The organism is Arcobacter siniprincipis (SeqCode), assembly GCF_048571125.1.
Taxonomy (GTDB): domain Bacteria; phylum Campylobacterota; class Campylobacteria; order Campylobacterales; family Arcobacteraceae; genus Arcobacter; species Arcobacter siniprincipis.
Window position 1 is genome coordinate 3070208 of record NZ_CP182343.1, and the last position, 17572, is coordinate 3087779.

The 17572-nt window shown below is 27.1% G+C and carries 28 protein-coding genes and 1 rRNA gene; 19 read left to right on the top strand and 10 right to left on the bottom strand.

What is annotated here, in order from left to right; translation table 11 throughout:
• Positions 1–65: 65 nt before the first annotated feature.
• The 7 genes from ACNI3D_RS15620 to ACNI3D_RS15650 all read right to left on the bottom strand — a co-directional run bounded on the left by ACNI3D_RS15620 (position 66) and on the right by ACNI3D_RS15650 (position 3326).
• A complete protein-coding gene (locus ACNI3D_RS15620; RefSeq protein WP_419767253.1) occupies positions 66–407 on the bottom strand; it encodes an HNH endonuclease in 342 nt (113 codons plus the stop codon).
• Positions 404–784, bottom strand: coding sequence for a hypothetical protein (locus tag ACNI3D_RS15625; RefSeq protein ID WP_419767254.1), 381 nt, complete (start codon positions 782–784; stop codon positions 404–406). Before ACNI3D_RS15625 ends, ACNI3D_RS15620 begins: the two co-directional genes overlap by 4 nt.
• Positions 781–1389, bottom strand: coding sequence for a hypothetical protein (locus ACNI3D_RS15630; protein WP_419767255.1), 609 nt, complete (start codon positions 1387–1389; stop codon positions 781–783). Before ACNI3D_RS15630 ends, ACNI3D_RS15625 begins: the two co-directional genes overlap by 4 nt.
• On the bottom strand, positions 1386–2321 hold the full coding sequence (locus tag ACNI3D_RS15635) for a hypothetical protein (protein WP_419767256.1): 936 nt from the start codon (positions 2319–2321) through the stop codon (positions 1386–1388). Before ACNI3D_RS15635 ends, ACNI3D_RS15630 begins: the two co-directional genes overlap by 4 nt.
• 131 nt (positions 2322–2452) lie before the next feature.
• A complete protein-coding gene (locus ACNI3D_RS15640) occupies positions 2453–2599 on the bottom strand; it encodes a hypothetical protein (protein WP_419767257.1) in 147 nt (48 codons plus the stop codon).
• A gap of 2 nt (positions 2600–2601) precedes the next feature.
• Positions 2602–3102, bottom strand: coding sequence for a phage regulatory CII family protein (locus tag ACNI3D_RS15645; RefSeq protein WP_419767258.1), 501 nt, complete (start codon positions 3100–3102; stop codon positions 2602–2604).
• Complete coding sequence (locus ACNI3D_RS15650) at positions 3099–3326, bottom strand: hypothetical protein (protein WP_419767259.1); 228 nt, start codon at positions 3324–3326, stop codon at positions 3099–3101. Before ACNI3D_RS15650 ends, ACNI3D_RS15645 begins: the two co-directional genes overlap by 4 nt.
• A 98-nt stretch (positions 3327–3424) precedes the next feature.
• Here ACNI3D_RS15650 and ACNI3D_RS15655 point away from each other — a divergent pair, with 98 nt between their 5' ends.
• Positions 3425–4045, top strand: a complete 621-nt coding sequence (locus ACNI3D_RS15655) for a S24 family peptidase (RefSeq protein ID WP_419767260.1) — start codon at positions 3425–3427, stop codon at positions 4043–4045.
• Positions 4046–4164: 119 nt separating this feature from the next.
• Here ACNI3D_RS15655 and ACNI3D_RS15660 read toward each other — a convergent pair whose 3' ends face one another.
• Together ACNI3D_RS15660 and ACNI3D_RS15665 are read right to left on the bottom strand one after the other, a co-directional pair.
• Positions 4165–4830: a hypothetical protein gene (locus tag ACNI3D_RS15660; RefSeq protein ID WP_419767261.1), complete on the bottom strand. Its 666-nt coding sequence runs from the start codon at positions 4828–4830 to the stop codon at positions 4165–4167.
• Entirely contained in the window at positions 4823–5002 is a 180-nt protein-coding gene (locus ACNI3D_RS15665; protein WP_419767262.1) for a hypothetical protein, read from the bottom strand. Before ACNI3D_RS15665 ends, ACNI3D_RS15660 begins: the two co-directional genes overlap by 8 nt.
• Before the next feature lie 337 nt (positions 5003–5339).
• Between ACNI3D_RS15665 and ACNI3D_RS15670 the strand changes: the two genes are divergently transcribed.
• Complete coding sequence (locus ACNI3D_RS15670) at positions 5340–5522, top strand: hypothetical protein (protein ID WP_419767263.1); 183 nt, start codon at positions 5340–5342, stop codon at positions 5520–5522.
• A 686-nt stretch (positions 5523–6208) separates the two neighbouring features.
• Here the strand turns inward: ACNI3D_RS15670 and rrf are convergent.
• Positions 6209–6324, bottom strand: a 5S ribosomal RNA gene (gene rrf, locus ACNI3D_RS15675).
• A 609-nt stretch (positions 6325–6933) separates the two neighbouring features.
• Here rrf and ACNI3D_RS15680 point away from each other — a divergent pair.
• The 17 genes from ACNI3D_RS15680 (at position 6934) to ACNI3D_RS15760 (ending at position 17572) form a co-directional block, all read left to right on the top strand.
• Positions 6934–7695: a hypothetical protein gene (locus tag ACNI3D_RS15680; RefSeq protein ID WP_419767264.1), complete on the top strand. Its 762-nt coding sequence runs from the start codon at positions 6934–6936 to the stop codon at positions 7693–7695.
• 3 nt (positions 7696–7698) lie between these two features.
• Positions 7699–7872 carry a hypothetical protein gene (locus tag ACNI3D_RS15685; protein ID WP_419767265.1) on the top strand — a complete coding sequence of 58 codons (174 nt, stop codon included), beginning with the start codon at positions 7699–7701 and terminating at the stop codon, positions 7870–7872.
• On the top strand, positions 7865–8074 hold the full coding sequence (locus tag ACNI3D_RS15690; RefSeq protein ID WP_419767266.1) for a hypothetical protein: 210 nt from the start codon (positions 7865–7867) through the stop codon (positions 8072–8074). The genes ACNI3D_RS15685 and ACNI3D_RS15690 overlap by 8 nt, the downstream gene beginning before the upstream one ends.
• 21 nt (positions 8075–8095) lie before the next feature.
• Positions 8096–8356 carry a hypothetical protein gene (locus ACNI3D_RS15695; protein ID WP_419767267.1) on the top strand — a complete coding sequence of 87 codons (261 nt, stop codon included), beginning with the start codon at positions 8096–8098 and terminating at the stop codon, positions 8354–8356.
• A gap of 1 nt (position 8357) precedes the next feature.
• A complete protein-coding gene (locus ACNI3D_RS15700) occupies positions 8358–8636 on the top strand; it encodes a hypothetical protein (protein ID WP_419767268.1) in 279 nt (92 codons plus the stop codon).
• A gap of 32 nt (positions 8637–8668) precedes the next feature.
• A complete protein-coding gene (locus ACNI3D_RS15705) occupies positions 8669–8809 on the top strand; it encodes a hypothetical protein (RefSeq protein WP_419767269.1) in 141 nt (46 codons plus the stop codon).
• 650 nt (positions 8810–9459) lie between these two features.
• Positions 9460–10704 carry a DNA (cytosine-5-)-methyltransferase gene (dcm, locus tag ACNI3D_RS15710; protein ID WP_419767270.1) on the top strand — a complete coding sequence of 415 codons (1245 nt, stop codon included), beginning with the start codon at positions 9460–9462 and terminating at the stop codon, positions 10702–10704.
• 9 nt (positions 10705–10713) lie between these two features.
• The gene (locus ACNI3D_RS15715) at positions 10714–10956 is read left to right on the top strand and encodes a hypothetical protein (protein WP_419767271.1); all 243 of its coding nucleotides are present in this window, start codon (positions 10714–10716) and stop codon (positions 10954–10956) included.
• Between the two features lies 1 nt (position 10957).
• Complete coding sequence (locus ACNI3D_RS15720) at positions 10958–11314, top strand: hypothetical protein (RefSeq protein WP_419767272.1); 357 nt, start codon at positions 10958–10960, stop codon at positions 11312–11314.
• On the top strand, positions 11311–11574 hold the full coding sequence (locus ACNI3D_RS15725) for a hypothetical protein (RefSeq protein ID WP_419767273.1): 264 nt from the start codon (positions 11311–11313) through the stop codon (positions 11572–11574). Before ACNI3D_RS15720 ends, ACNI3D_RS15725 begins: the two co-directional genes overlap by 4 nt.
• Positions 11571–11981 carry a YopX family protein gene (locus ACNI3D_RS15730; protein ID WP_419767274.1) on the top strand — a complete coding sequence of 137 codons (411 nt, stop codon included), beginning with the start codon at positions 11571–11573 and terminating at the stop codon, positions 11979–11981. The genes ACNI3D_RS15725 and ACNI3D_RS15730 overlap by 4 nt, the downstream gene beginning before the upstream one ends.
• A 4-nt stretch (positions 11982–11985) precedes the next feature.
• Entirely contained in the window at positions 11986–12216 is a 231-nt protein-coding gene (locus ACNI3D_RS15735; RefSeq protein WP_419767275.1) for a hypothetical protein, read from the top strand.
• Positions 12158–13261: a tyrosine-type recombinase/integrase gene (locus ACNI3D_RS15740; protein WP_419767276.1), complete on the top strand. Its 1104-nt coding sequence runs from the start codon at positions 12158–12160 to the stop codon at positions 13259–13261. Before ACNI3D_RS15735 ends, ACNI3D_RS15740 begins: the two co-directional genes overlap by 59 nt.
• Before the next feature lie 144 nt (positions 13262–13405).
• The gene (locus ACNI3D_RS15745; protein ID WP_419767639.1) at positions 13406–13717 is read left to right on the top strand and encodes a hypothetical protein; all 312 of its coding nucleotides are present in this window, start codon (positions 13406–13408) and stop codon (positions 13715–13717) included.
• A complete protein-coding gene (locus ACNI3D_RS15750) occupies positions 13714–16182 on the top strand; it encodes an FkbM family methyltransferase (protein ID WP_419767640.1) in 2469 nt (822 codons plus the stop codon). Before ACNI3D_RS15745 ends, ACNI3D_RS15750 begins: the two co-directional genes overlap by 4 nt.
• Before the next feature lie 26 nt (positions 16183–16208).
• Positions 16209–16796, top strand: a complete 588-nt coding sequence (locus tag ACNI3D_RS15755) for a class I SAM-dependent methyltransferase (protein ID WP_419767641.1) — start codon at positions 16209–16211, stop codon at positions 16794–16796.
• Between the two features lie 62 nt (positions 16797–16858).
• Positions 16859–17572 carry an FkbM family methyltransferase gene (locus ACNI3D_RS15760; protein WP_419767642.1) on the top strand — a complete coding sequence of 238 codons (714 nt, stop codon included), beginning with the start codon at positions 16859–16861 and terminating at the stop codon, positions 17570–17572.

The window sequence follows — 17572 nt, forward strand, 5'->3', positions numbered from 1 at the left end:
TAAAAAGTTGTGAGGATGCTCGGTGTTCAGACAGTTCTTACTGTAGAAAAAAGACCACCCCCCTCTTACTTGTTCCATCTATTTCCCTCTTGATTTTCTTTAATATTATGGCAACTATTACACATCGGTTGTAAGTTATCATCATCTAGTTTACTTCCACCATCTTTTATTGCAATTATATGATCAACCATTTCAGCAGGTCTTTTACAACTAACACAAAATGGACTATTATTTAATACTTGTTCTCTTTTATTCTTCCATACTTTACTATGATAAAATTTATTTGAGTCTTGATTTCTTTGAGTTTTATCATAAACTTTTGCACTAGTTTTTCTACATTGTGGACAGCCTTTATAATTTGCTTCTTGTTCAAATAATCCATGTATAGGACATATTCTTTTACTCATTTATAAAATCCTAACAATGTATTTTTAGTCAACCAAACAGTATGAATAAAACTATCAGCTTCTTCTTGTGTTATCTTGCAGCAGATATAGTTTTCATCTAATAACTTTTTAATATCACAATCCAATTTGACAAAAAGAAAAGTTCCTTCTTTGATAATATCAGCTTTAATATCTATGTTTCTATTATGTGCTTTAGAAAAATATCCACAACTTAATCCTAATTTTTGTTGAACAACAAAAGCTAACTCATATGCTTTCTTATCTATCTTTTGTGGAGCATTTTCTAATATCTCCAATACAATCTTCTTTGATACCTCAGGATACTTTGCAGTTATCTCTCCTGCATAGTCTAATAAGTCTTTTGGTAAATTATTCATGCACTTCTCGCTTTGATTTGTTCTAAGATTTTTTGGTCTTGTGTTTTATTTTCTATTTGATTTCGTGGATCATACTTGATAAGAGTTTGTACTGTTATCACTTTCAATAACTCACTTTCAAACTTTGGTTTATTTCTCTTAACTAAATTAAATATTACAACCTTATCTCCAATCTTAAAAAGATATTTTAAATCAGATTCAGAAAAATATAATTTATCACCTGCCTTTGTTTTTTCCATACAGAAATCTCTAATATCTTTACCTTCTGCCTCAATCTGCCAAGCTATTCTATCCATCAACCAACATGTTTTTTTAAATAAATATTCTGAATAATTTTCTACTTTCTTTTTAGAACTATCAGATAATCTAGGTCTTGTGTAATAATCAAAGTCTTGTTTCAAACTATTAAACTTTTGAACACCATTCATAAAATTGTACTTTTCCATTCTAAAATTATTTTTAATAAAGTCTTTAAACTTTGGTAAATCATCGACAGGTATTGTCTTAATATCCTCAATCATATCTGCAATTGTAAATTGGCTTTCTGTTTTTATATTCAACAACTCTGCTATATATATTACGAAATCATCTGGTCTTATACTCATGATATTATCCTCGCTTCTTCTATATCTTTATCAGATTGGTTATGATTATTAAAATAACTTTTAATCATGTCATTGGTTTTATTATTACCTTGTGTTGGTTTCAATTCTTTAGCTACTTGATAATCTCTATAAGCTCTATCTTGAATAAAATTTAAAAGTGATTTAATATATTTTTCATCAACTGGTAAAACTTTAGAATAGTTTTCTAATCCGATTAAAAGCATTTGAAGATTATCTTCAGGTGGAAGTAATGCCATTGCATTTATCGATTTTATTTCTTTTATTTTTTCTTGTAGTTGTGAGATATTTTTATAATAAAAAGTGATTATGTCTTTAGGCTTAATTTCATAGTGTGATAATATAGTAGAGGGATAATGTATAGTAGTAGGATATGTCGGATTTATTTCCGAGTTATTTTCGGATTTATTTCCGAGTTTATTCGGATTTATTTCCGACATAGTGTCATTTTCATTATTCGGATTTATTTCCGACATAGTGTTTTTGTCTATATTTAGATTATTACTATCGTTATAATAGTCATTTTTACTATTTTTAGTTATATCGTTGTTATTATCTTCTTCAATTTTTTCGGATTTATTTCCGAGTTTATCATTTGTATTGCTTGAGTGATATTTTTTTCCCAATTCAGTTATCTTGATACAGTCTCTTTTTCCACTTTTAACATAATCAATAAGTCCTAAAGTTTCAAGACTTTTTAAGTGTCGATAAGTTGTATCAGGTTTTAAATTTAAAAGAGGCAATTCACTACATATAGTTTGTCTTGCTACCCAATAATATATTTCATTGTCTATTGCTACAGCTTTTGCCCAAACAGCAGATGTAGTCAATAAGTCAAATATATGTGCTTGATTTATATTCTTTATACCTAATTGTATGGCTTGGTCTTGGCTAACTTGGATTTTATACTTCATATTTCCCTCTTAAAAATTTCTTCTTTTTTTTAGCTTTTTTTATAAACTGCTTTATCCTCCTGTGTTAGTATCAACACAAGAAGGACTTGATTAAAAATCAACGGTATGATTAAATAGTTTTTAGATACTAATTATTTACACTGCATCACCTCTTTTGGAATTGTTAAAGCCTGTATCATCTTCGTTCTCATTTTAGTTATAAGTTGAGTTAGTTTCTTTAACTCTTTTGTTTCTTCACAAGGAATCCAAACCCTACCATGACAAGTTCTATACCACATGACTATTCCTCCTCTGTTTCTTTGTTTTCAAAGTCTTGTTTCAGCTGTTGAAGTGCTTTTATTGCTTCGTCTATTTCTGTTATACTTTTGATTTTTTCTTTCATAGTTACTTTTTCATCCATAAGAGATTCTTTTGACTCTTTGAAAGCTTCACCAAACTCTATCATTGCAACATCTACTTGAATATTTATTTCATTTGTATTTTTACTATGTTTTAGTACATCTAGCTTTTTAAGTTCAAAGCCATGTTTTCCTGCAAAATACTCCAAAGTAGAAAAATCTCCACATAGCTCTAAGTGTTGATTCCATTCGCTTACTGTTATATCATTCTCGTTGTTCGAGGGTTTCAATTTAGCTTCATAAGTTGATTCACTCATGCCTAACTCATGAGCAGCTTCTGCTACTGTAAAACTATTATTTAATCTATCTTTATTAAAAGATTTTCTAAATAGTGATAAAAACCTAGAATCCTTAGAATCTTTTTTAAATTTATATTCTTTCATGACACCTTTTCCTTGCTTGGATATTTACTTTCTTTTTCTTCATCTGTTATAGTTTCATTAATATATGATTTAATATCTTTCCATGAATCAAATGGGATATTAAAATCATTATTAAGAGTTAAGATAATCTCATAAGAAGGTTTTCTTTCACCCCTAACAATTGCATTAACAGTTGAAGTTTTGTAAAAAATTTGCAAAATTTCTTTTAATTTATTTTTTTCCATTAAGAATGATACGATATGTATCTTTAAAGAAAGTTTAAATTAATACATAATGTATTTTTAAAATTGATACAATTTGTACTTTATAAGAAGGAATTATTTTGAAAAAAAAATTAGAAGATTTTCAATTTGCATATAATTTGAGAAGAATTATGAATCATAAAAATATTACTGGGGAAAACTTAGGTGAACTATTAGGAGTAACAAAAGGTACTGTTATTCACTGGGCAAATGGTACTAGATTTCCAAAAGAAGAATCAATAAGAAAACTTGTTGAAGTTTTAAAAATTTCATATGATGATTTATTTTGGGGAGAAGAAAAGTTAACTATGAATAAAAAGATTCCATTAATTGGTCTTGCTCACTGTGGCGAACCTGCAATTTATGATTTAAATGGATATGAGCCTATTAATGTTCCTGACAATATTTATAAAGAAGGAATGTATGCAGTAAAAGTAGAAGGTGATAGTATGCTTCCTAAAATAGCGAATGGTGATATTTTATATTGTTTATCAGAATCTAAAGTACATATAAATAGTGGAGATATTGTACATTATAAATTAGATGAAGATAGCGGTGTTAAAAAATATAAAATAAATGAAAATGAAACTATTATTTCGCTAATTCCCTTAAATAGTGATTATGAAGTTATTAATATACATTGTGATGATATTATAGAACTTTCTATGGCAAAAGTTATTGGTTCATACCGAGAATTTTAATAATATATAGGTTGAAAAGGATTATATACTTGAACTTCCATCACTTAAAATATAGATTTATGATAAGTGCTATACTTTGGATTATTTTGATTGTTTGGTGGTGGACAAGTAACTAAATATCAAGAAAAGAATCCAATAAACTCACTTACATTATTCTTAATACTTAGTAAAAAACCCATCACTTTATTAAGCTCTTCTACTTTTTTATAAACCTTTTCTAACTTATACTGTATCTCTTTACTCTTTATACTTGAAAGTTCAATTTTGTACAGATAGATTTTCCCAAGAAGTATCTCATAAAGTTTTTTAATTGCATTATTTCCAGTTATTGAGTGCTCTTTTTTTGCTGCATCCACTGCATCACAAATCCCAAATATGATAACTCTTTGTTCATCAGTGACTTCGGTATCGTTTTCAGCTTCATCTCTAAGTTCATCAGAAAATTTAACTATGTCTTCAACATCATGTGGTCTTTCAATATTTTCAAAAAATGCAAATACAGTTGATGCGTGATTTGCATCTTTAGTAGCTAAGATAGGTTTTACATCTCTTAATCTCAAATTTAAATTTGGAAAAGAAAGCACTTCATATATATCTTTTAAACTATCTTCATCTGCCCCAATCACTCTTAAGACTCTCTCACACTCTTCTATTATAAGAGCTCTTTTCTTCAAAAGTTCTATTTGGTTCTTTTCTTCAAAAATTTTTTTAAACACTTCATGGAGTGATTCATCTTTATTTTCATATTTACAAAGATTTCTTATAATTTCAACTGTTTTATTCATCTGTTTTTACCAATCTTGTTATGGCATCTAATTCATTTATTTTGATTTTAATCATATTTATTATAACTTTGCTCTCTTTATTTATTTTAAAATCACCTTTTAACATATGCTTTTTTAATATATCTATTTTAGCATCAATATCTTTAATTATTATTTTATCTTGTTCTCTCATTACTTTACCTTTATTAAATATTTTTTAAATTATATCATAAAAAATATTTATTAATACATATTGTATTAATTTAAGTTTACTCAAAGAATACAAATTGTATTATTTCATTATCACTAATATTTAAAGTGAAGTTCTTAAAACAATCCAATGTTAAAAATCCCCAACTATAAGATGAAGATAAACATCATCTAGGAGGTATCATTCGCCCAAAGAGGTTAAAGAGTGATTTTGTTTATTGAGGTTATGTACAGCTCACCAAGAAAAAAAAGAGTTGGAATATTTATATATTTGAGTTATAGATTTTATAGTTCAATTATATAAATATAAAGGAGAAATTATGACCATAGGAGATGGAATTGCTGCATTTGGTATAGCAATGTTTGGTATTGCTTTTATGATAGCAATTAGTAATGGACACAAAAATGATGGAACAATTGTATATGAAAAAGAAGAAGAAACATCAACTAATAAACCCTATAAAAAGAAGAAGAATTCCAATCATGACAAAGCAAATACCTAAAAATCTGTTATTTCTAGGATGACCTGATGTAATGCCACCTGTTGGCATGAATTCATTTGGTGTGTGGAGTTTGGTTTGTAGTGGATGATTTATCCATTCGCCAAGACCAATTAAAAAACAACCTAATGAAACAAGTTGTACTAAGCTATTACTTGTTTCTTGAATTTCAATAAAGAGAGAGAAAAAAAGTATAACTCCTGATAATACTGTTACTGCATGGTACCAGTAATCAATATTTAATTTAGCCAAAGGATTATCCATAAGTGAGCCTTTATATATAAGTTTGTAGCAAAATAATTATATCAAAGGTTCTCTTATGTGTAATACATAAAGAAAAGAAAAGTGCTGGAGCTATTTATATTTGAGTTATTTATATATTAGATAATTCAATAGTGGATATAAAACCCGACCGAAGTCGGGACAGTTATAAATAATTGTGAAGAAAGTCTATAACTGTTTTAATCAAAGCACTAGCTAGTGATTTGTTTGTTACTTTTCCTACATAGCGAGTAAGACAAGTACCTAAAATTAATGGTAATCCGATATACGAACACCACGCTATAATTATACAGATTAAAATTAGGGCAATATTTCTATTCCCTAAAAATGTTGGTAAATTAATCATTAGTTATTTTCCTTTAAAAAACTAATTCAGCCTTATAAAGGCACACAAGCTGAGCGACTGAACCTTGCAACGACCTACATTCCCACTCTTGAAAAAAGCAGTATTATCGGCGATGTATTGCTTAACTTCTAGGTTCGGAATGGAGCTAGGTGTTTCCAATACTCAATAATAACAAGGCAAAAAAAAAGCCATTCTTTCGAATGGCCCTTTAGTCGCTTTTTTGTGTGTTCTAAATGATTAAATACCTCTGTATCTGTAAGATCTTCACTTCTTACATTCCTAGGAGTTTAAAAATGAACTAACATGAACAACAAGTTAATTCCACGAAAATATTAAATAATAATCTCTAAGAAATAACTTCTGATGTACACGGATTATATAGAATTTTGTGTGCACTGTCAATACATTTGTTATAACACACTGGGTAACTTTATAAAATCATTCATTTTGTGAAGTATTTACACAGAAAAATTACAAAAAGTAATACTATTTATAAATATTTATACATATTTATAGAAGAACTTATTTAAAAAAAAGACTCTATTCTATATATAAGCCACCACAAAACTACAAATACAAAGGATGATTTCGATTTTTTTTAATACTGTGGTGGTTTTTATATGGAATAAAACTTGGTAGCGACATGAATGTCGGGACCAAAAAAATAAAGGATAAATATGAGTAAAAAAAATAAAATCTTATGCCCTGATAAGTAGGTATTAATTAGAAAAAGAAAAACAAGAGAATTAGAATTTAAACCAGTTATAAAAATGAAAGGATTAAATTATGCTAAGAAAGAATTACAATGAAGATTTAAGAAAATTAGATAATTTGGAAAAGACTTATCAATTAATTAAAAACAGAGCAGAAACAATAAGACAACAGTTTTTAAATGATGAAATTTATGAAGATACAATAGAGGGCAAAAAGCTAGGAAAAGAATTAGACACATCAGAAGAACTAGAAGAGTTTTTAAATGATGAAGTTGTAACTTTTGAAAGGGATAAAGATTTTAAAATTATTAGAGATAAAAAATTCGGAGCATGGGAAAATTATGTAACTGATATTTTATTTGATATGAAAGATATTAAATCCGATAAATTATATTTCTATGATAAATATAAAGATGATGATAGATTGTATGAATTGTACTTAAACTCAATGTCGATTTGGGATAAGGTCTTAGATGTTAAACATTTCAAAGAGCTTTTAATATATCTTGATAATGAAAAGTATATTGATGAAGTAAAAACAGCAAAATTTGAGTTCACTATTTTAGATAAAGAGCATGAAGATAGAAGAGAATTTAATGAGTACAAATTTATTATCACTTGTAATAATGGTTTAGAACTTGATTTGTTTGCAAATGGTAGAACAGAAACACATGAGAAAGTAAAAATCTATTCAAAAGATTATGAAGAGGATTACAGTTTTATAGGTACACATATTAAAGAGATAGTAAATAAATTTAGTCTTCTTAAAATGATTAGAACTGCAATAACTGGAATCGAAAATAAAAAATACAAAATGTATTTAAAGAAAGGATAAACCATGTGCAAAGCAATCATAATAAAAAGTAAACCGATCACAAAACCATATAAGCTGCAGGAACTAAAGAGAACAAATGAAGAGGAAGATTTAGAAAAACAAAATCCATTATTAATACCAAATGGAGTCAGATTAGGAACATTAAAAGATTTATATATAAGGAGAGTGAATGGATAAGCAAAAGCTATTAAATCTTTTATTACTAAAGATTGAAAATGTAAAAAATCAACCTGATAATACACTTTTTAATGTTGATATTAGAATAAAAGAAAAATCAAAATGCCCAAAGTGCAGTTCTTATAACTTTCTTTGTGGTGGAGTTACCATCTATGAAGAAGAGTGTAAAGACTGTGGTTATATATTTAGAGATGATTATTAAAAAAAAGGGGAAAAACTGTAAATGGAAAAAATAGAAATAACAATAGATGATGCAGTAGGTAGAAGAGTAAAAAGACTAAATAGACAAAAAGATTTTTTCAATATGCTCTTTAGCATACTTGTTATCTTACTTGTCGTAAAAGTAGCAATGGAAGTATCACAGTTTGAAAAAGAATATAAGCAAACTAAAGAGCTAATTAAAGTTACAAAAGAAAACACCAAAACATATACTAAGTTGTTGAATGTACTTGGTTATTTTGATATTGAAAAGGATGGGAAATAAGATGTGTAAAAAAGTGGATTTAAAAATAGAAGTAAACATTGAGTTTCAAATAAAAGAAGGGTTCTTAAGTGAAGAGTTAATGGATGCATATGAAGAGCATTTCCATGAAGTTTCTAATGATTTGGATTTCGATAGGTTTGAAACTAGAGAAGAAAAACACGAGGCAAATATTGGTTGGTACTTGATAAGAGGAGAAACTGATTTCATAGAAGGATATGGGAAGGTTGATGATTTTATTGAAAAATCGAATATCACTCTAACGGATGCAGAAAAATATTAAAGAATTAAGTAAAAAATATAAAAGGAAAAAGTATGAAAAAGTCAGTAGAAAAAGCTTTAAAAAAAAGTATTCAAAGTCTATTTGAATGTAGAGAAGAGGTTAAAGGTAAAAGAAGAGTGCAAATAGATAGAGCGATAGGACACTTATTAATGGCTACGAAAAAGAAAAAATAATAGTGAAATAGAAAGAATTATGAAGAGCCATAAACTCTTCATATTCTTAACTTTAAATCTGTAATTTACACTAAAAAGTGCTTGAAGATTATATCAAATGTAGTTTAAATTGAGTTTTGAGTATCAAGGCTTTGTTTAGATTATATAAGGAGAGGATTATGACTATAAATAAGTTTTTAGAAAAAGGTAAATTTTATTACCACATCTAAATTTGAACAAATTTCATTTTTTTAAGGCAACTTTTTAAAAGCAAATCTTTTATTATGCCATAGTTTTGAAGGCCCATATTTCATATTTTTAAAACCAAATGATTATAACAAAAATGAAATTCTCAAAATTATTAAAAAACACATTTTGTTTATTTTAATCCATATCTTTACATGATAGCTCCTTTCAAAATATTTACTACATTCTAAATTCACTTAGTGAAAATTGAAGGTAAGGTGTAAATTAAATTTTACAAAACTCCGAAACAATTTGGGGGTAGGGGATTTGTTAAATTTTAAAAAATGATAGGTGTCTTAATTGAAAACTAGCTTAAGCAGTTCATATTTTTACTCTAAATTTTAGAAAATACAAGTACCTCTTTCGCTTCCCTTCCCATTCGCCATGGCGAAACCCAACTTTATAAAACAATCAAGGAACAAACTATGAGTATAAATGAGAAACCAAATCTACCACTAAGAGTTGCAACTGCTTTTAGTGGTGGACTTGCTGCTGTTGAATTTGCTCTTAAATATGAGAATACAAAGCATGAGATAATCTTTGCTTGTGAGTGGGATAAATATGCAAGGCAACAGTATCTTAAGTTTCATGGTAAGCCTAAAACATTTTATAATGACATCAAAGAACTATGTGCAAAAAAGTATTTATTCTTTATTGATTTATTTGTTTGGGGTAGTCCTTGCCAAGATTTATCACTTAGTGGAAATCGTGAAGGTCTTACAGGAAGTAAATCATCACACTTCTTTCATGGTGCAAGAGTTCAAGAAGAAATGAAACCAAAAGTTTTCATCTTTGAAAATGTAGTCGGGCTTTTATCCTCAAATGGTGGAGCAGATTATAAACTTGTATGTGACACTTTTAGAAAACAAGGTTATTATATTCATTTATCAAGAATGAATGCAAAAGATTATGGAGATCCACAAAATAGAGATAGGATTTTTATAATTGGTTTTCTTGATGTAAATGCTTACCATAGATACAAAACACCTGAAAAAATACCACTTGAATTAAGACTTAAAGATGTTCTTCAAAAGTGGGTACCGGAGAAATACTTTTTATCTCAAAAAATGATTGATGGGTTTATTGCACATAAAGAGAGACACCAGGAAAGAGGTAATGGATTTGGTTTTAATCCCACAAGTGGAGACAAAGTTGCTGCATGTTTAAATACTGTATCCGGTAATCGATCAACTGATGATTATATAAAAGTAGGATATATAAATCAAAATACACAAGCGAGTAGCGTAGTGAGTGTAGATGGTGTATCAAATACATTAACAAGTGGCACTCATGGATATGCACAAGGCTACTTTATCAACTCAAATACAAAATCAGGATATGAAACTGCAAAAGACTATGACTGCATAAACTTATCAAGACCTACTTCAACTATAAGAAGAGGAAGAGTAGGAAAAGGTTATGCACAGACTTTAGAGTGTAGTGGGAATATTGGAGTTATCTATAACTTTATGATTAGAAGATTAACACCATTTGAAACATTTAGACTTCAAGGGTTAAAAGATGAAGATATTATATTAATAGTATCAGATACACAAGCATACAAAATATCAGGAAATGCAATCAATGTAACAGTTATGAGACATATATTAAGAGCATTGTATCAAAAGCAAGAGGTAGTTAGTCCAACTAGCTTATTTGACTTTATTTAAGGAGAAGATATGAACTTATTTGGAGAAAATCCCAAACAAAAAAGAAATATCCCAGAAGTACCTCAAAACTCAAAGCCATACTTTCCAAGTAATGGAAGTGAGGGCTTGTATTTTGAAGATATTAATTGCTTAAAATGTTCAAAGTATTCTAAGTGTTCAATACTAAGACGGACTTATGAAGGTAAAAAAGTTAAGCAATGGATTAAAGAAGAAGGCAAAGAGCCTAGATGTATAAGTTTAAGGAGAAAGTAGCATGAGCCTAAACCTATCAACAGATTTAGAAAACTACATCAAAAAAAGATATGAAGAACACAAAAGTTCAAGTTATAGACCTCTTGCTTTTGATGTTTTTAGAGAAAATATACTTTCAAATAAAAGTATAAAACAGCAGTTACATATAAAAGAACAGCAAAATAACAAAGAGTTTTATATATGTACTGGTAAATGTGGCAATACACTCCATAAGAGCAATTATACTTATATAAATGGCAAAAGAGACACAGAGTGTAAAGACTGCAAAAAAGAGCGAATAAGAGCAAGTAAAAGAGAGTATGCAGCAAAAAGAAGAGAAAGACTAAGAGAACTTAAATTGAAAGGGAGAGGAAGATGAATTTATTAATTGAAAAAATAATAAGAAAAATGTTTGAGGAAAATTGGAGTGGAGAAAGTACACTTAAAAGTATAGATACTATGAAAAAGCAATTACATAAAAATCTTAACGACCAACTTAATGGATATTGGAGTGGTCATACTGCATATTACATAATGACTAAAGGTGGATTTCTTATTGATGGCAAAAGTAGTACCAATAAACAATTAACACCATTAGGGGAAGTGTTTATAGAACAATATAACGAGGAAAAACAATGACACCAATAAAATTCAAATACATATTCAGTAATGGCAAAGAGTTTAAAAACACAATACTAACTCTTAAAGAGATTGAAAACGGGCAATTAAAAGCCTTTACAAATAATATACCATGTAGTTTTGAGTTGGTTGCTGTTTGTCAGTTTACAGGACTAAAAGTTAAAAATGATATTGAGATTTATAAAGGTGATATTGTTATTTATTATAAAGGATATGTTGATGATTCATGGACAGATAATATCCAAGGAAAACATGGAATTGTTGGACAAGATGAAGAAAATGGATATATATGGTATGCAACATTTATAAGAAATAAATTTAGTGGAGTTGGCAAATTAATACCTAGTGGAGATAATTTTGAAGTAATAGGCAACATCTACGAAAATAAAGAGTTATTGGAGGAATAAAACTATGAGCTATTATGACATTAAACAATTAAGCCAAAAAACACACTATTCAGTTAATACATTATATAAAAAAATCAAACACTTAAAACAAGGCGAGCACTATTTTAAACCAAATGGTGGTAAACTAATATTTGATGAAAGTGCGGTTGACTTCTTAGTGAAAGGAGAAAACAGCAATGGCAAAAGCATACCTACGGAAAGACAGCCAATTTGTTTGGATAAGTTTCTCTCATAATAACAAAAGATATAGAAAAAAAACTAAGTATGAAAAAAGCCAAAAGAATCTTAAATTAGTACAAGAAGAAATCATACCTGTAATGATGCATAAAATCAAAACAGGTGAAATCATACTTGAAAAAGTAAATAAAAAGTTATTCAAGTATTATAGCGATTTGTTTTTGAAATCTAAAAGAGATTTGAAGCCTAACTCATTAAAAGAGTATTCAAGGTATATTGGATTTTGGAATAGTTTTTTTGCTGATCGTGACATAAAAGAGATTAAAGCATCTGAAATAAAAGAAGCTATCTTTACTAAAGATATAAAAGTTCAAGGGATGAAGGACCATTTAGTTATTTGTAAAGGCATTTTTAATGAAGCCTTTATTGATGATGAGATTAATTCTAATCCTGTTGATAAAATTAGTTTACCAAAGGCAAAGAAAAAAGAGATTTTACCATTTACCAAAGAAGAAGTAAAAGCTATTCTTGATAATGCAAATGGTTTTTTCAAGGCTTATTTAGCAGTTGCTTTTTATACAGGAATTAGAACAGGTGAGCTACTTGCTCTAAAATGGCAAAATATAGATTTTAAAAATAAGAGAATCTATATTAATGCAACAGTAGGAAACTACAAAGAACAAACAACAAAAACAGGTACATCAACTAGATATGTTCCTTTATTTGATATTTTAGAGCCTTATCTAAGAGAACAACAAAAGAGAACAGGATTGAATAAAAATGTTTTTTGCACAAAGAATGGGAGACATTATTCATCATCTAATCTAACCATTTATGAATGGAGACCTTTATTAAGACGGATTAAAATCCCTGAAAGAAGAATGTACGAGACAAGACATACTTTTGCAACAAATATGATTGAGTCTCAACAGTTTAGTTTGAATCAAATAGCAGCATGGTTAGGTCATGCAAATATTCAAACTTTAATCAATAGATACAACAAATTTATTCCCTCAGAAATTGCCAAGTTTGATGGTCAATTTGATGTATTTAAAGGCGAAAATGACACAGAAAATGTCACGCAAAATATTACAAGTGCTTAAAAGCTTTATATAAAGGGCTTTTTAGATTATCTAGCCAAAAGAAATATATTTTTACTTAATGAAAAATCTATTTTTGATCACAAATTAAAATATTTTATGACATTACATGCAAAAAACATATATATTGTTTATTTTAATAAATTAATGAAAGAATTAACTATAGATGCACAAGCTAATAAGAAATTCAAGAAAGCTTCGCACATTTTTGATAATTTAGAATATCTTGGGTTTACAGAAAAAGAAGCATTAGAAGTTGATTATAATTATATTAAACTATATTATTTACCTCTAATTAATAAATTTGGAATAAATGTAAATCTTGATGATGATTACAATTTTTATCAATTAAATTGTATAGATTCAATAACACTTGCTTTAAATTATCCTAAATTCATTTCTCATTTCTTTAAACTTCGTAAAACTATACTTGAATTATCATTACAAGGAAAAATATGAAACTTTTAAAAAAAGATTTAAATAAGTATCTCACTCCACACTTTATAAAGTTATATAAAAATTATTTTAGTGATTTTCATGAAGTTGAAGTAATCCATCCGAAAAAACTTCTCTCTCCAAAAAGATTTGATATTCTTATAAAATATATTTATGCTTGGCATAAAAAAAATAATATAACATTAAAATATGCAATAAAAATATATAAACATCACATAGGTACCTGGAACAATTTCATTGAAGGTGACGGATCAAAAAACTGCTTTGATGATTATCTAAATAATTTTAATTTACTTATCGATAATAAATTTGATTCTAAATCTTCCCTAATTCCAGTAACAAAAGAAGGAATAATACTTGATGGAAGTCATAGAACAACTTCTTGTATATTAAATCAAGAAAATCCTTCTATAGTTGTTTTAAATATCCCTTCACCTAATTATGATTATAAGTACTTTAGAAAACTTGGTACTGATGAAAACATTATGGATTATGCAGCATTAAATTATGTGGAACTAGATGAAAATTTATATTTACTTTTTTTGTTTCCTATTGCAAGGGACAAAGACCTCAAAGTAGAAAAAATTATTGAATCAATTGGTGAAATAGCCTACTCTAAAGAACTTAAGTTAAATGAAGATGGAATGCATAATTTAGTTGTTCAATCTTATAGAGATGAGAAATGGATTGGTTCTCAAGATGACAACTATCATGGTGCAAAAAAAAATGCAAACTTGAAATATAAAGAAAATAAATTATTACAAACATACCTAATAAAAGTTAATTCACATGAAGACACATTAATAATAAAAAAACAAATTAGAGCTTTATTTGAATATGGAAATAACTCTGTACATATTACAGATACACATGAAGAAACTTTAAGATTAGCTCAACAAATATATAACGAAAATAGTGTAAATTTTTTAAATTTTTCTATACACCACAATAATCAAAAATTCCTAAAACTTTTTGAAACATTTAAAAATAAATACAATAAATTAAAGTATCATGAACAAAAAGGATTTTGTATTGATAGTAGTTCAGTTCTAGCAGTATTTGGAATAAGAGATTGTAGAGATATAGATTTTCTTGCAAATAATAAGAAAAAATCAACTCTCTTAGAAGATTTTGAAATAGATTGTCATAATGAAGAATTGAAATATTATCCTTTAGATTTAGATGAAATGTTATTTAACCCAAATAATTATTTTTATTATGATAGTGTAAAATTCTTAACTTTACAAAATGTTAAAAACATGAAATCAATTCGTGGTGAAGAAAAAGACTTTAAAGATATAGAACTTATTAATAATAGTCTAGTAAAAGACTTCATGGTAGAACAATGGTATAGTCAAAATGGCGAAGATTTTATTCTAAATGAATTATTAAAAAATACAACCAATGGTTTTTTTGTAGAAGTAGGCTGTATAGATGGTTTAAGATTTAGTAATACATATAAATTTGAAAAAAAAGGATGGAAGGGTATTTGTATAGAAGCACATCAAGATTATATTCCTTTTTTACAAAAGAATAGGTCAAATAGTACTGTTTTAAATTATGCCGTTGGTGAAAAAGATGAAGATAATATAACTTTTTATGCCAATTCAAGAGGTAGTTTATCAACATTAGATAAATCTCAAGAAGAACATTTTAAAAGTCATTATGGAGAATGGTTCACGGGATTTAAGGAACAAATTGTTAAAAAAAGAACATTAACTACCATATTTGAAGAAAATTGTGTAAAGGATATCGATATTCTCTCAATAGACATAGAAGGATATGAAATTGAAGCAATTGAAGGGCTTAACTTTGCAAAATATCAACCAAAAATTATAGTTGTAGAAAGTACAGGTAATGAACATGAAGAAGTTTTGGACAATATTTTACTAACAAATAATTATAAAAAAGCCTTTAGATTAAGTGAAAATATTTTTTATATTTCCAACAAACTAAATATAAATTTACTAAAAAATGAATATTCAATAGAATTACTTACAACTGAAAATCCTTTTGATAAAGAAGGAAATATTACTACATCAATTAAATTAACATTTGACAAATTAACAAATCAGTATTTTAAAACTATTGCTCCAAACTTTAAAAAGAACTCAAGTAAAGTTGTTTTAACAACAGAAAAAAAAGAACAAATTATTGATAATTTAATTTTCAAAATAGAAAATAGTGAATATGAAAGCTTTTCAATATATGGAATTGGAGAATTAACAATATCTCTCTTAGCACGTTTATTTTTAATTAGTTCAAAAAAAAGAATTAATTATTTTGTAGATTCTAATGCTAAAGAATCATCTGTTTTCCATTCAAGAAAAGTTTTAACTCCAGAAAAAGCCTTAAAACTTGGAGAGAGCAACTTTATAATTGTAGGTTTTTCTCATGTATTAACTATGGAAAAAAATCTTTTATCTCATACAAATTCCAATATTAATATTATTATTAAACCATTTTAAATTTTATATAAAAGGATATTAAAAATATGAGTAAAAACAATTTTATTGAAAAAGCATTAGAATGCAAAGGTTGGACCTCAAAAGAAAAATTAAATTTAATTTTTGATCTAATTCAAAAGATAGAACATTTAAATGGAGATATATTAGAAATTGGTTCTGCATGGGGAAGAAGTACTGTTTTAATTGCACTATCATCTAACAAGAAGGTATGGTCTATAGACCCTCACACTGGGGGCATTGTTGCAATTTCAGAAAAAAAACCTCAAAATTCTTTTGATGAATTTTGTACAAATTTAGAAAAAAATTTTATTTTAGATAAAGTTAATATTTTAAAATATACAACAAAGGAAGTATACGAAAAGAAACTATTACCTAATACTTTAAATTTTTCATTTATTTTTATAGATGGACTTCATACAGCTGAAGCTGTAGCATTAGACTTTAAACTGGCTTATTCTAAACTAATAAAAAATGGAATATTAGTTTTTGATGATTACTTTGAAAAGTCAATTCCAGAATATACAAAGATGATTGATAAAATATCTAAAGAATTAAATATTGAATTAATAAAAGAATTTAATTCCAAATTAGTTTACTTAATAAAATATACTTAAAATTATTCTAATTTATAAAAAAGGTAAATAAAATTGAAAGTACTAAAAAATAAAGGATTTAAGTGAATAAAGATTTATATTTAGAAAATCGTGAATATGTTAATGATGCATTTTCTCAACAAAAGAGATTAATAGGATTTAAAGATAAAAAAATTATATTTGATGTTGGTGCACATATAGGGGAAATTTCTGAACTTTATACAAGACTATTCCCAAAACATGAAATACATTCTTTTGAACCATATAAAGATTCTTTTTCAAAGTTATTAGAAAAATCAGAAAAAAATATAAATATTATTCCAAATCAAATAGCATTGGGGAGTAATATAGGCAAAAAATTCTTAAATAATAATGTGGCTAGCCCCACAAATTCTTTTTTGGAAACTCATGAAAAAGCATCTTATTATTGGTCTGCACAATGGTGTACTACTATTGAAAAAATTGAAGTTGATGTTACAACAATAGATTACTATTGTAAAGAAAAAAATATTTCAAAAATTGATGTACTAAAATTAGACACACAAGGTTATGAATTTGAAATTTTAAAAGGTGCAGAATCAATGTTATCTAATAATCAAATTTCACTTATATATTCTGAAGTAATCTTATCGTCTACTTATATTAATCAAAAATCATTAGCCCAAATTACAGACTATCTAGACACGTTTGGATATAGATTATTTAATATATATAACCCTGCAATTAGTAAGAACAAGGAATTAAATCAAATTGATGTAATATTTATTTTAAGTTCAGAAAAATTAAAAGATATTTGA